A 14,891-nucleotide genomic window follows, 5' to 3' on the forward strand; every position below is an offset into this window, starting at 1 on the left:
CTTTTTTTATCCTATGCAAATGGAGTTGGTTGCTTTTTATTTAAGTCGAAACGATAGAGTAACTCTTCCACAATTCGTCTTGAAGCTTCTCCGTCTCCATAAGGGTTAGAAGCCTGAGACATTCTCTCATATTCTGCTTGATCTTCTAAAAGCTGTTTTGCCAGTTGATAAATTGTCTCTTCATCCGTTCCTGCAAGTTTCAAAGTTCCTGCCTTCACACCTTCTGGACGTTCAGTCGTATCTCTTAAAACAAGTACTGGTTTACCAAGAGATGGTGCTTCCTCTTGGACGCCACCTGAATCCGTTAAGATAAAGTGTGATGCTGCCGCAAAGTTATGGAAATCAACAACCTCAAGTGGTTCGATTAAATGAACACGATCCAGTTCACCAAATTCTGATTGTGCAGCTTCTCGCACAGCAGGATTTAAGTGTACTGGATAAACAACTTGTACATCCTTAAACTCTTCTACAATGCGGCGAATCGCTTTGAACATATTCTTCATAGGCTGTCCAAGATTTTCACGACGGTGTGCTGTTAACAAAATCATTTTATCAGTGCCAATCTTCTCTAAAATTGGGTGCTGATAATCGTCTGTCACTGTTGTTTGCAACGCATCAATTGCTGTATTACCTGTAACGAAAATGGTCTCTTCTTTCTTATTTTCAGTTAAGAGATTTTGCTTCGCCTCACTTGTTGGTGCAAAGTGAACATCAGCAATCGTTCCAGTCATTTGACGATTCAGTTCTTCTGGGAAAGGTGAATATTTATTATGTGTTCTAAGTCCTGCTTCGACATGTCCAACAGCAATCTGATGATAAAAAGCTGCAAGGCTTCCAGCAAAAGTTGTTGTTGTATCACCATGAACAAGAACGATATCTGGTTTTTCTTGTTGGAATAATTCATCTAATTTTAACAGTGCATTTGATGTGATCTCAGATAATGTTTGGCGCTGTTTCATTATATTCAAATCATGGTCTGGCTTAATGGAGAAAGCATCAAGCACTTGATCAAGCATTTGCCTATGTTGGGCTGTCACTGTCACAATAGAATTAATTTGTGGATGCTTTTGCAATTCAAGAACAAGTGGTGCCATTTTAATTGCTTCTGGTCTAGTACCGAATATAGTCATCACATTGATTTTTTTCAATTGTTTATGCCTCTTTCCTAGTATAATGACTTCAATTATACACAATTCACCGGGTAAAATTAATCATATATAAAAGAAATTTACATTAAATTAACTTTCTTTCATTCCTCCCTTTACAATTCACGTTTAAAATGGTGTTGAATTAAAGTACTCTTAGTGAAATCATTTGTCATTTCTATCATTTGTAAGTTACACTTTATAAAGACGAGCATGAAAATACTTTTGTAGATCAAATCGTTTTCATATGTAAGGAAGGTGCAAAGTTCATTGAAAAAAGTACGCAAAGCGATTATACCAGCTGCGGGTCTTGGAACGCGATTCTTGCCTGCCACTAAAGCAATGCCTAAAGAAATGCTTCCAATTGTTGATAAGCCAACCATTCAATACATTATTGAAGAAGCGGTGGAATCAGGAATTGAAGATATTATCATCGTGACCGGAAAAGGGAAGCGAGCGATTGAAGACCATTTTGATTATGCTCCTGAGTTGGAACGCAACCTCGAGGAAAAGGGAAAAAGTGAGCTTTTAGAAAAGGTCAGAAAGTCCTCAAACATTGCAGATATTCATTATATACGTCAGAAAGAGCCTAAAGGACTTGGACATGCTGTATGGTGTGCACGTAACTTTATCGGTGATGAACCATTCGCTGTACTGCTTGGAGATGATATTGTCCAAGCTGAAAAACCAGGTCTACGCCAACTAATGGATGAATATGAGAAAACTCTTTCCTCTATTATTGGTGTTCAGAAGGTTGCTGACAGCGATACACATCGCTATGGTATTATTGATCCTTTGACACAAGAAGGGCGACGATACCAGGTAAAGAACTTTGTTGAAAAGCCACCTCAAGGAACTGCACCATCGAACTTAGCAATTTTAGGTAGATACATTTTCACCCCAGAAATTTTTATGTACCTAGATCAACAAGAAATTGGTGCAGGTGGAGAAATTCAATTGACAGATGCCATTCAAAAACTAAATGACATTCAACGCGTGTTCGCATATGATTTTGAAGGCAAACGCTACGACGTTGGTGAAAAACAAGGATTTATTGAAACAACACTTGAGTTCGCACTTCAAGACGAAGAGATCAGAAAGAAGCTCATCCCATTTATGAAACAATTACTTGAAAAAGAAGAAGCAAATTAAAAAGAAGCTGCCGGTATCCGGCAGCTTTTATTGTACAGTAGAAATCGTTAATGTATGTTGGTCATTATCTATCACAAAAAAGTGATTTTCACCCTTTAAGGCAAATTTAGATTGATTTTCATTCATCAAAACGTCTTCTTCTGTCAGACCTAAAGTAGAAGGCGTGATTGACATCACTTCTCGAAACACAAGACGATCTGCCTGGTCATTCTGAATGACATAATCGGTTTTTTCTGTTGTCAGACGTTGAATCGTTTCCCCTGTATCGTTCTTAATCTGCTCTAGCGTCGACATTCTTTGTTGAAGCACTGTCTCCTCTTTCCCAAGGAAAGAAAGCAAATACTCGTATGACGAAGCTGAAGCTGCAGATACATATGAGCTAAATTGTGTTGCCTGAATAGATAGCTGTTTCATCTCTTCTTCATTTTTCAAAGAAGATGATTTTACGAAGTACGTCTTATCACTTGATTGAATGTTGGCTACTTGTTTATTCTCAGCAATGATTTTCACTCTGTCCCCAAATGACAGTGTGTCTTTTACTTTCTGTTTCATCGCTTGATCTTTGTAAAGAACCACATCATTAGCTGAGACAATTGCTGGATGATTGACATTTTTCAAATCAGACATAGTTGTCTTTTGGTGTTGATCGCTTACCTCTGTTGTTGATTTATTTAACTGAATGGCACCGAAAGTTGCTAAAGTGCGAAGCGGCTTGTCTGAAAACATAGAAGCAGCTAATAAAAGCGTTAGAATACATAGGGTTGCAATTTGAAATACAGGCGATAAAAAAGTAAGTTTCCCCTTTTTCTCTGAAAAGCGAGTAACCTTTTCCTCCTTATGCACACCTTTTCTTCCTTCTTTATGCTCATATTGATATTTCTGTTTCTCTTCTTTAGAAAGCTTATTAAACCACTCAACAAACTCTTTATATTCCTTCACTACTTTTTTAGTTTCATCGAACATTCTCAATTCGCCATAATGCATCCAGGCAACACGATCACAGATTTTTTGCACTTGGCTAATTGAATGACTTACAAAAAAGATCGTTTTTCCTTGTTCTTTGAACTCTGTAATGCGATCAACGCATTTTTGATAAAAGGTTTGATCTCCCACCGAAAGCGCCTCATCAATGATTAAAATATCAGGATCAATATGAGCGGATATTGCAAAACCGAGTCGTGACTTCATACCACTAGAATAACTCTTAACCGGCTGATCAATGAAATCACCAATGTCTGCAAAATCAACAATCTTGTCATAAAGATTATCAATTTCATGATTGGTCAATCCCATCATCAAGCATTTTAAATGGATGTTATCTTTTCCACTTAAGTGATTGTTTAACCCTGCAGCAATTGCAATTAACGATGGCTGTCCGTCCATTTCAACTTCACCACTTGTTGGCGGAATGACTTTGGCTAGTAAATTAGACATTGTGGACTTTCCAGAACCATTAATTCCTACAAATCCAATAGTCTCTCCTTCATATACATCGAACGAAACATCACGAACGGCAAAGAAACCTTTATTATTTTTATTTGAGAAAAACAACCCTTTAATTTTATCTGATTGTTTCTTGTATAGAAAATACTGCTTGGATACGTTGCGAAACGAAACCTTTAGTTTCATCGTATAATCTCCTTACTTTTTAAAGAAAATCGACAAATTTATCCCTGAATTTCATATGGAGCAGTGAACCAATTGTCAGCAGTAAGAGAGTGATAAACCAAAAATAGAGCGTATATTTAACATCTTGGAAAAACCAATCTCCTCTAATAAAACTTTTTCTGAATCCATCGATAATATAATATAACGGGTTTAGCTTTAAAATTGTAGCAACCCATTCGTATTTACCAGTGAACTTGTCCCCAATATCCCATAATATTGGCAATAAAAACATGAGCAATCTTGTCACAGATTGAAGTAAAAATTGATAATCTCGTACAATTACACTAATCGTTGAGTTCATGAGACTAAAAGCAAACATAAACGTAATCATACAAATAAAATAGTAAAAATATTGAAGCCAATGAATATCAGGATATATCCCGTTAGCTATTAACATGATCACATAGATGCCCATCATCAATATATAACTAAACAAGTTAGATGTTATAACGATTGAAGGTAAAGCACTTATTGGAAAGTTCATTTTAGACACTAAATTAATTCGTTTAAACACACTATTTGCACCTTCGGTTATGGTCTGGCTAATAAAGAACCAAGGAATGAGACCCGCTAACATCCAAATAAGAAAAGGGATACTCACATGTGATCCATCAGCCATTTCCGCTGTTCTCCCAGCACCTCTAAGGCCTAAGCCAAATACAAACCAATAGGCCATAATTTGAATCAATGGATTTAAAAATTGCCAAAGCACACCCAAATAATTCAGCTGATATTTCGATTTTGTTTCATAAACAGCAAGCCTAAAAATCAGTGAAGTTGAACTAAACTGCTCTTTGATAATCTTATACAATGCATTCATTCTAATCTTCCTTAAAATTAAGTATTGGCTAGATCGTTCAATTCCAAAAGCACCGCTCATAATTGTAACAGAAATCGTACTTTTTTTCATCTTAAAACAAAATGGAGAAATCAGCACCTTTGATCTATGTCTAAGAGAAAATATATACCGTCACAGCCCTTGTAAAATATGCAATCATCCATGTAACCAGCGCTTAAAATAACAAACTTTTTACTCATAAAATCGAAACATCAAAAACAACTTGACAAAATATACAATTAAAAATAATGTTAAACTATAAAATGAAGGGGGATACAATGGTTATTCAAAAAATAAATACAACATTAGACCTTATTTCTAGAGATGTTCTTATCCTAAACGAACCATACATATTAAACATAGAGGAACGTGGCGTATCTTTTGAATTCTACTTGAATTTATTGGACAAAAGTGATCAATTGACAGTCATGTCATCTGGTGCTGTTAATCGAGATAAGATAAAACCACCTGTTTTCCACAGACATTCTTGGGCGGAAGAGATCAACTGTTCCACTATCTATATAAATGATCCCACTTTGTATTTAGGCCCACTCAATATCGGTTGGGGACAAGGGGTAGAAAATCATTTTTACATTGAAAGTATTGCGAAAATTTTAAAAAAACTTTCTTCCCTGCTCAATATAGAAGAAAAAAATATATATTTTTATGGTTCCTCTTGTGGTGGCTTTATCTCATTATACTTAAGCGCTTATTTTAAATCTTCTACTGCTATTGTGAATAATCCACAAACGAATGTGATGAATTATTATATGTCCCATGTAAATAAACTACTTGAACTAAGCTACAATGGTCTATCTAAAGAAGAAATTCGAACGAAATATGCCACTCGACTTTCTATTATTGACTATTATAAGTCAATTGATTATGTTCCAAATATCATTTATTATCAAAATCTTAGTTGCCAGCACGATGTTCTCAACCACCTAACTCCTTTTATTCATCAAATAAATGAATTAAGTGGCAAAGTAAATGGGACAAACGTGATCCGTTACCATTTCTATCAGGATCAAGAATTAGGACATAATCCACTTTCAAAAGAAACGACACTCGAATATTTAAATACCATTCTTACAAACCGTTCAAACGCCTTATGAATGATCACAAGGCGTTTGACTTATTTTATGAATTTACAAGAAACTGTTTGATTTTTTCACTCTGAAACTTCATAGGCTTATATAGGTTTAAAATCTCTTTTAGAATACGACCAGCGTCTTCTTTTTCTTCTAACCTAACACTCTGAAGTTTCTTCAAATACCAGTTTTGAACATATACTTCTAACTTTGTTTCTTTATAAGCATCCAATATATCTTCTTTTTCTAACCAAGCTATTCTAGCTTTTTCCAATAGAAGATACTTTTCAAAGAAGCTTATATTTACACGATTAACTGATGAGTTCTCAACCATTGCATAGTAGATATGGATAGGTGTATCTAAAACTTTAAATGATTTAGAATAAATAAGAAGTTGTTGGAAAAAGAGTGTATCTTGGCCAAGTGCACCTTCAATCATTTGAATATCATGATCAATGATTAATTCTCTTTTCACAATAAGTGCTTGAATGCTCATTGCTTTAAATGAAACATCTCTTAAAAAGCCTTCATGAGGTGCTTCTCTTGTATCTCTTCCCTGATTAAAACTCATCATCGTTGAATAATAAGAAAACATCACTTTTTTATCTGAAAGTCGCAGCATATTACCAATGAACATATCATGATCTTCATCTCTAGAACTATCTAACAGCTCTCTATACCCATCTGTAATTGCCTCATTATCAGGATCTAAATAAGTAATCCATTTAGCAGTAGCAAGCTTTAACCCTCGGTTACGGGGTCTAGATGCGCTACCACTCCCCCCCTCTGGATACAAAAATGCTTTCACATTATCAAATCTCTCTTCGAGCGACTGAACAATGTAAGGCGTGACCGTATCCGTTGAACCATCGTCTACTAAAATAATTTCCATCCGTTTAAAAATCGAGCTTCGTTGTAAACTTTGGAAGCACTTATATAGAAGGTGTTTCCCATTGTTATAAACAGGAATGATTACAGATAAATCGTACTCTTCCGCACACTCAACGTTTGCTGATTCATTTGTAGTCAACGAAAGCTCCAGAGGATCAACACTATATCCATTTTTTAGGGCGGCATTTGAACTAACTAAAATATCCTCCCATTTAAATGACTCACTCCAAAAGACTGTTCTGAAGCGATCTTCTAATTTTTCTACAAAGTTGTGTTCAATTCCATCGGTGAATTCACCATTTCTTTCATACGCATCCTTTGTAATATAGTCGCTATCTGTATACTTAAAAGCATTAATCATGTCTTCCAAATAATATTGGCCATATTTATATTGATCATTGAAGCAAGCAATAATATCATACTTTGCATAAATCTCTTCTGAAATTTCAGATTCTGAAATCAGCGCTTTATGAGGATAAGATTGCTTATTAAACATCTCGATAACACGATCATTTAATTTATCAGCAACAACCAGTACATTTCTAGATTGGTTTGAATTCTGGTGAATACCTATCGTCTCAATCATTTGTTGTATACGGTCAAAGGCAGTTTCTGATCTTAAAACAGTCCGTACGCCTTCCATCTGTATACGGTAAATTTCTTCTTTAGATAATGTGTTTAAATAAGTTGTCAATTCTTCTTTTGTATTTGCCAAGAAGATATTAGGGAACTTACTATTAATTCCGATACTGTAGTTAGAGATGACAATAGTTCCTGTAGCTTGAAGCTCGTACACTCGGTTTGCATACATCGTTTTACTATACTTTACAGAATTTAAATTTAATGTAAAATCGTATAGTTTGTGAATTTTTTGAAGTGTTTCATGGTCTGTTGACTCTACAACATAAGGGACATATTCTTTAGGGTAAAAATGTCTCGTTAACTTCAACTTAAAGTTTCTATCAATAATTGTAAGATCTTTCCCTGCATTAATTACACCTTCGAACAACTCTCTAGTGTCTTCTTGTCTATATGGATATTTATGGTACCATGAACCTGCAAACAATACGTCATCTCTTCTATTTATTCTTGTACCGATTGGGTTATGGTAAAGTGGGTTCACACCAAATTCAAGCACATTGTATGTTTTCGCATTTGGACAATCCTGTTTATAATCATCTACTACTTCCTCACAGGTAGTAAAAATGTGGTCAGCCTGCTTTGCAAGGTCGATATATTGTTGATAGTTGACTGGATCCTCTTTAGAATAAAACAAAATTGGAATATCTTTACTCTTGTATAATTTGATGATATCGGTTATTTCATTTCTTACTTTTTTAATTTTAGGGTTTCCAAGGCCTTTCCATTGGCCATCTAATCCCTTCCAAGCAGTAGCCAGTAAGAAAATATCAATTTTTGTTGCCTCGTCCTTATAATTTCCAGGGTGAATATAGACGAATTCCGCAGCATCTTCCATACTTTTATATAAAAATTCATCTGCAATAATTCCAATACGCACTTTATGTTTTTGATAATATCTTGTGCCATTGCTTTCTGGCAAAAGTTCAATCTGCGGTTGAATAGATTCATAAAAACCTTTTTTATGATTTTCTTTTAGATATTTAAGATAACTTCTTTTTTCCTCTACTGTCATGATGTCTTCTTTAGTAACGCTGTTAGAAGGTTGTGTGACAACAAAATTCGGTTTTGCTTGTAAAAGTTCATCAAGTTTTGATATATCTTTTTGATCTTCAAAATTTTTCAGCATTGCACGATAGTATGCGAGTTCTTTTTTCGCAAAAGTTTTTTTCTTTTGATTAAATAATATTTGTTTCTGAAATCTCCCCATCAAATTCACCTTCCCTTTCTTCTCTGAGACCTAAATCTCCAATAAGCTAAGGTTAGCCTTCCTAATTTTGATGAGGAAAGAGCTTGATAACGTCTCTTCATAAGATTTAATTCTTGTTCAGTTTTTTTAGCTTGTTCGAGTAATTTACCTTCACTGCTAATCCATAAGAGTTTTTCTTTTTTGGCAGCCACTAGTTCTTTTAAAAGATGAGAAGTCATCGTTTGATATTGGTCTTGTTCCTTATTCCTAACCCTTGTCTTATCCCATACATTTAAAAGGACGTCTATAAAATCATTATCATCGACTTTTGCTAATTTAGCTTTAAAGCCTGTCCATAACGAACTTTCCGTGATATCAACTGTAAAACCTTTTTTATACAAAAAAAGTAGCAATGTTGTTATAGATTTTAACTGAAGATATGTCTGTTCATGATCAATCCAAAATAACAAGATGCCATCATTTTTTAAGAAAGGGATTGTTTCTTTAGCCAATCTGTCTGCATCTAACATAAACTCAGTTGCATTTCCTAGTAATACAGTATCTACTTGAATATTTCCGTTCAATACATTTGGATTTTCTATTATATTTTTACCAATAAACGTAAGGTAATCTTTTTTTTTATCTTCTATCCAAAACTTCAGATAGATATTTGTTCCCTTGGCAACTGTCAACATCCAATCAATCGGGTGCTCATTATCGCCAATCATCGGGTTACAAATCTTTGAGTTAATATCCATTGTTACCCCTCTCTTATAAAAACGAAGAAAACATACTCTAGATTATTACTTTTATTATACTAGAGCTTTTTCTGTCTTAGTAGCTGTATACAAATTACCAAAATTCACATACATAAATTCCTCAGATCGACTCTTAAGAATATTTTTCGTATCAAAAATTTGTTTATTTTCCATGCCTTGCAATCTTGTAAAGTCTATTGCTTTAAATTCTTGATGATCAGTTAAAATAAGAATTAAATCAGAGTGAGCAACGGCAACTTCCATATCTTTAACAACAAAATCCTTCTCTACATGCGGGTCATAGGCCCTTACCTCAAATTTACCTTGATTCTTTAACAATTCATAAATTTCCATTGCCGGACTTTCACGAATATCATCAACATTTCCTTTATAAGTAAGTCCAAAGATTGTAATTGTTTTCCCATTTACATTTTCCATTAATCTCTCAACATTTTCAATAACGTAATAAGGCATTGATGTATTGATAGATCTTGATAGATTAATTAGCTTAGCCGTTTCAGGAGCTCTAGCAACAATGAAGTAAGGATCAACTGCTAAACAATGCCCCCCTACTCCAGGACCAGGTGTATGCAAGTTTACACGAGGATGTTTATTGGCCATTTCAATAACTTCTAACGTATTAATGTCTAATTCATTACATACTTTAGTTAATTCATTTGCTAAAGCAATGTTTACATCTCTAAATGTATTTTCCATCAGTTTAGACATTTCTGCTGTTTTTGCATTGGTTTTAATGATTTCACCTTTTACAAACGTACGGTATACATTAGCTCCCGCTTCTGTACATGCATCAGTCAATCCACCAACAATACGATTATTGTAGATAAGCTCATGTAAAATTTGTCCTGGAAGAACACGTTCTGGGCAATGAACAAGGAATAGATCTTGTCCTATTAAATACCCAGCCTCTTCAAGTAATGGTTTTACAACATCATCCATACTTCTTGGGCCAATCGTAGATTCAATAATGACAACATTGCCTTTTTCCAAATATGGAAGGATATTTTTCACTGCGCTAACAACGTATGTCAAATCGCACGATTTATAATCATCATCTTTGTTCGGTGTTGGTACCGCAATAATAAACGTATCTGCTTTTTCAGGGGATAATGATGCTTTGAATTTTTTTGTTTGAACAACCTCAGTTAGAGCTTCTTGTAAACCAGGCTCTTCAATATGAATGCTTCCGCTGTTAAGAGAATCGACTACTTCTTGTTTCACGTCTACACCAATCACTTCTACGCCATATTTCGCAAACATAATCGATGTCGGTAATCCAATATATCCTAATCCAATTGTACAAAGTTTCATCTTATTTTCTCTCCTTTAGTATCAATACTGTAAATACTTCAAAGTGCTTGGTAAATTTCAAGAAGTGCTTCTTTTTCCTTGTCCCAGTTATATTTATTTCTTGCCTGTCGACAATTTTGGCTAAATTGGCTTCTTAATTCTGGGTTTAAAAGCAGTTTGTTTACACCATCTGCAATCGAATTAGGGTCGTGAGAATCGACAGTAATGCCAACTTCTTCTCCACATACCACTTTTTTTATTTCTGGGAAATCACATGAAACAACAGGAACCTCTGCCATAATATATTCAAATAATTTATTCGATGAAGCTGAATAATGATTAAAACAAACGTTATTTAATACTTGAAATCCCATATAGGCATTTCTCGTATACTTAGGAAGCTCAGCCAACGGGACTTTCGGTAGAAACTTCACCTTATCAGTTAGTCCCATATCTTCAGTTAATTTCACAAGGTCTGTCTTGATTCGTCCATCTCCAATAAATACAAGAGTTCCATCAATGAATTGCGGGGCAGCTTTAACTAAGTTTTCTAGGCCTCGTCCTGTTTGAATGCCCCCTTGATATAGCAATATCTTTTCATTTCTTGGAATTGCTAAAAGTTCATGCAAATTGATCTTCTCTTCTTTATTAATTTGGACAAATGGATAGTTATGTACCACCTTTGGATAAAACCCATAAAGATCTTCATTGTACTTCGCTCTTGTATGATTTTCGACAATCATTTGATCGACAAATTTCAGAAGATAGGATTCCATCTTTCCATATATTGCACTATCATAGCCTGTACGACTTGTCTGAACTTCATGAGAGTCATAAACTAACTTCTTCTTCTTTAATCTGATTTTTGAACATATGAATCCTTGTGGCAATGTATTTAAGTCATTCGAATGGTAAAAATCATATTTTTTGTTATAACCTTTTAAAATCATTCTACCTATGATACTTCCTCTAACAATCACCGTTTTAATTTTCGTCTTCAATATAACGAAGCTTAGTAGTGTAATGATCATCATAACGAATGGTAAATAAAACGTACAAATAGCCCACGCCACAAACGCAATTAATAACAAGTACTTTTTATTTAATAACAGTTTTAAAAGTGATTGTGCTATTTCGAGCCATTTCGGATACCTTTTTACTCGATAGACATGAAAATGCTCATTGATTACCTCATGCATTTTCAAATCAGCCTTAGAGGGGTCGTGTATACAAATTAAATCAACGTCATATCCTTTTTCAGATAAAGCTGTACATTCCCTCATAACCCTAGCGTCATTTGTAAAGTGATTCCACACAAACATACATATATTTTTTTTCATAGTTATGAACCTTTAGCTATCGTATTTTTTATTAAATGATCCAAAATAAGTATATTGTTCTCCCATAAAAAATTCCTCTCAATAAATTCCCCACAGTTTTTTTTCTTTTTTTGAACCAAAGTGGGGTCATTATATAATTGGAGGATAAGAGAAACCATCTCTTTGCTAGATTTTGTCTGAGCCACTAAACCTACACCTTCTCGTTCAATTAGCTCTTTTGAGTAACCAGACACTGAAGCTACAACAGGCAATCGGCAACTTAAGTAATCAATAATTCGTCCTGGAAGAACCGTTTCAAATATCAGCGAGTTATTTAAAGTCGCGATCCCAACATCACACTTAGACATAATGTTAAGGCACTGCTTTCTTGATACAGGTTTAATAAACTCAACATGGCTGAGTTCTCTCTTATTCACGAATTCTTCTAGACTGCGTTTATTCACTCCATAGCCTAAAATGAGCATTTTAATGTTGTATTCTTTTAATTGGATAGCAATATTTCTTAGTGTGGCTACATCTTGAGCGAGACCTAAGTTACCTGCAAATACAACTGTAAAGTCATTTGTAGTTCTATTGATATTCTGTGGTAATTCATCTTTCCTTGTTGAGTTTGGGATGAAAGTTGTCTTCTGTTTTTGATTTAATAAGTGCTCTTGGAAACCCTCGCTATTAATGACAATATGATCAGACTTTGTATATATATATTTCTCAGCAAATTTAAACATCCATATAATAACTGGGTTTTTAAACACCCCTACTCCTTTCAAAGAATCCGGCCATAAATCTCTGAGATCCAAAATCATTTTTGTCTTATACCTATATTTAGCTATGATACCAGCAAACGCCACAAATATTGGAGGTGTCGTAACATAAATCAGATCATATTTATTTTTATCTTTAAAAATAAATATGATCATTTTAACCATTATTTCCAAATAATAAATTAGCCTATTTAAGAAACTAAATGCATATTTTTTGTTTTTGACTTCCACTCTTGTAATTCGCTCTTTTTCTCTATTTAATTCTTCTTCATCCCAAAAATCACGACTATTATAGAAATTTCTTTGCGGGTAAGTTGGATGAGTTGTTAAAACCTTAATATCATACCCTTTTCTTCGAAGCAGCAAATATATGTTTTTAAGTCTATTACCTGCACTCCCTATCTCTGGGTAAAAATTCTGCGTAATCAATAAAATTTTTTTAGGCAAACATATCCCCTACACTTTCAGTTGCCAACCTTTGTTTTTGGTAACTAGATCATGTTTTAACAGTTTTTCCACTATACAAGAACAATTATAATTTTTAATCTTGATAAAAACAACTTCTTTTTCATGACCAAAGCCTGTAATCCTGCTATCCTTCAACAAAATTCGACTAAAAAATTCTTTTAAATATTTGGGTTATTTTCTTTTTTTGAATAAAAAGACCTATAATAATGGTTATTATTCAAGCTGATAAACAAACTCTAAACATTCTTATCTTAAATAAATAGAGTGTTTAATGGGCGCTTCCATCACTTTCGTTTTCTCTTGATTTGAAATGAAAAAGGCATGAATCAGCGCGAACACACACGGAAAGTGTATGTCGGCTTGATCATGCCTTCTTCTTAGTATTAAATTAATTGCAGAATATGGTCTTCACAACCTGCTTCGACGATTCACCGATCTCTAAATAACAAAATTGATCGTAAAATGGCGCAAAAGATTCAGGGAGAGTGAAATTGGCTTGTTCTGTTTCCCTTACCCACTCAATCACGCTGACCGTTTCTTTGACAAGTGGACCAGGTGCTTCTCTTTCAAAGTCAAAGTAGAAGCCTCTTAATTTGTCACGATACGTTTCAATGTCTGGAACATAAAATAGGATCGGGCGTTTCAAGTTTGCATAATCGAAAAAGACGGAGGAATAGTCTGTGATGAGAAGATCAGAAATCATGTATAGGTCACGGATATCCTCGTAGTTTGAAAAATCGTATACAAAGCCTTCATATGGACCGAGATCAAAGTTTTCAGCTACAAGATAGTGCATACGCAAAATAATGATATATTCGTCACCAATTGAAGCTTTTAATTCATGTAGGTCAAGGTTTAGGTCAAATTTATATTGCCCTATTTTATAAAACTGATCGTCTCTCCACGTTGGCGCATATAAAATGAGTTTTTTATCAAGCGGAAGTTTCATTTTTTGTTTTAGCGCTCGCACGGTCTCTTCATTGTTGTCATTATGAAGAAAATCGTTTCTCGGGTAGCCTGACTCAATCATCGTTTTTTGAAATTGGAACGCACGTGTAAAGATTTCAGTTGAATATGCATTCGGAGAGATTAAATAGTCCCAATTGGATGCTTCCTTCATGAAATCCTCTTTGTACTTTTGCGTGTTTGTGCCTGGTATGTGTACTTCATCCATATCCATCGCAAGACGTTTCAACGGGGTTCCATGCCATGTTTGTAAGTATGTTGTATGAGCTGGCTTTGGAACCCAAAGAGGCAAGCGGCTATTTACCACCCAATACTCTGCTCTTGCCATTGAAAAAATCCATTTAAATGACAAACGATTGATATAATCAATACCCTTTTCTTGAAAAGGTGCCTCGTGACCTTTTTTTACACTCCAGATCAAAGTGTATTCTGGATGATGATCTCTCATGTACTCATAAATGGCACGTGGGTTACAGCTATATTGTTTGCCATTAAAGCTTTCAAACATCACTGTTTTCTTTTTTACTGACATCATGCTTGCAAGCCTAAATATTATGTTAAACGTTATTATTACGAGTAGTTTAAATATCTTCTTCACTATTTTTCACTTGCCCTTAGCTATTATTTCACACATATTTTTGAATACTATTCTATCTTTTAAGCTGTGTGTTTGA

General features: G+C 34.4%; 10 protein-coding genes and 1 pseudogene. 2 read left to right on the top strand and 9 right to left on the bottom strand.

Annotation, left to right across the window (positions count from 1 at the left end):
- Positions 1-11 precede the first annotated feature (11 nt).
- The gene (gene wecB, locus ACQKEZ_RS07835; protein WP_427299747.1) at positions 12-1,148 is read right to left on the bottom strand and encodes a non-hydrolyzing UDP-N-acetylglucosamine 2-epimerase; all 1,137 of its coding nucleotides are present in this window, start codon (positions 1,146-1,148) and stop codon (positions 12-14) included.
- Positions 1,149-1,415: 267 nt separating this feature from the next.
- Between wecB and galU the strand changes: the two genes are divergently transcribed.
- The gene (galU, locus tag ACQKEZ_RS07840) at positions 1,416-2,297 is read left to right on the top strand and encodes a UTP--glucose-1-phosphate uridylyltransferase GalU (protein WP_427299748.1); all 882 of its coding nucleotides are present in this window, start codon (positions 1,416-1,418) and stop codon (positions 2,295-2,297) included.
- A gap of 27 nt (positions 2,298-2,324) precedes the next feature.
- Here the strand turns inward: galU and tagH are convergent, their stop codons facing one another.
- Both tagH and ACQKEZ_RS07850 read right to left on the bottom strand, forming a co-directional pair.
- Positions 2,325-3,926, bottom strand: coding sequence for a teichoic acids export ABC transporter ATP-binding subunit TagH (tagH, locus tag ACQKEZ_RS07845; protein ID WP_427299749.1), 1,602 nt, complete (start codon positions 3,924-3,926; stop codon positions 2,325-2,327).
- Positions 3,927-3,945: 19 nt separating this feature from the next.
- A complete protein-coding gene (locus tag ACQKEZ_RS07850) occupies positions 3,946-4,785 on the bottom strand; it encodes an ABC transporter permease (RefSeq protein WP_427299750.1) in 840 nt (279 codons plus the stop codon).
- Positions 4,786-5,081: 296 nt separating this feature from the next.
- Between ACQKEZ_RS07850 and ACQKEZ_RS07855 the strand changes: the two genes are divergently transcribed.
- A complete protein-coding gene (locus ACQKEZ_RS07855; protein WP_427299751.1) occupies positions 5,082-5,918 on the top strand; it encodes a glycosyl transferase family 2 in 837 nt (278 codons plus the stop codon).
- Positions 5,919-5,943: 25 nt separating this feature from the next.
- Here ACQKEZ_RS07855 and ACQKEZ_RS07860 read toward each other — a convergent pair whose 3' ends face one another.
- From ACQKEZ_RS07860 to ACQKEZ_RS07885, 6 genes and pseudogenes are all read right to left on the bottom strand, one after another.
- Positions 5,944-8,634, bottom strand: coding sequence for a glycosyltransferase (locus tag ACQKEZ_RS07860; RefSeq protein ID WP_427299752.1), 2,691 nt, complete (start codon positions 8,632-8,634; stop codon positions 5,944-5,946).
- Positions 8,635-8,639: 5 nt separating this feature from the next.
- A complete protein-coding gene (locus ACQKEZ_RS07865) occupies positions 8,640-9,371 on the bottom strand; it encodes a hypothetical protein (RefSeq protein WP_427299753.1) in 732 nt (243 codons plus the stop codon).
- A gap of 54 nt (positions 9,372-9,425) precedes the next feature.
- Positions 9,426-10,703, bottom strand: a complete 1,278-nt coding sequence (locus ACQKEZ_RS07870; RefSeq protein ID WP_427299754.1) for a nucleotide sugar dehydrogenase — start codon at positions 10,701-10,703, stop codon at positions 9,426-9,428.
- Positions 10,704-10,741: 38 nt separating this feature from the next.
- Positions 10,742-12,022: a glycosyltransferase gene (locus ACQKEZ_RS07875; protein ID WP_427299755.1), complete on the bottom strand. Its 1,281-nt coding sequence runs from the start codon at positions 12,020-12,022 to the stop codon at positions 10,742-10,744.
- A gap of 2 nt (positions 12,023-12,024) precedes the next feature.
- A complete protein-coding gene (locus tag ACQKEZ_RS07880; RefSeq protein WP_427299756.1) occupies positions 12,025-13,230 on the bottom strand; it encodes a glycosyltransferase family 4 protein in 1,206 nt (401 codons plus the stop codon).
- A gap of 409 nt (positions 13,231-13,639) precedes the next feature.
- Positions 13,640-14,815 (bottom strand): annotated as a pseudogene (locus tag ACQKEZ_RS07885) (CDP-glycerol glycerophosphotransferase family protein); the annotation flags it as partial.
- Between the last annotated feature and the right edge of the window lie 76 nt (positions 14,816-14,891).

It is taken from the genome of Bacillus sp. NPDC077027 (assembly GCF_050269555.1).
In the GTDB taxonomy this organism is placed as follows: domain Bacteria; phylum Bacillota; class Bacilli; order Bacillales; family Bacillaceae; genus Bacillus.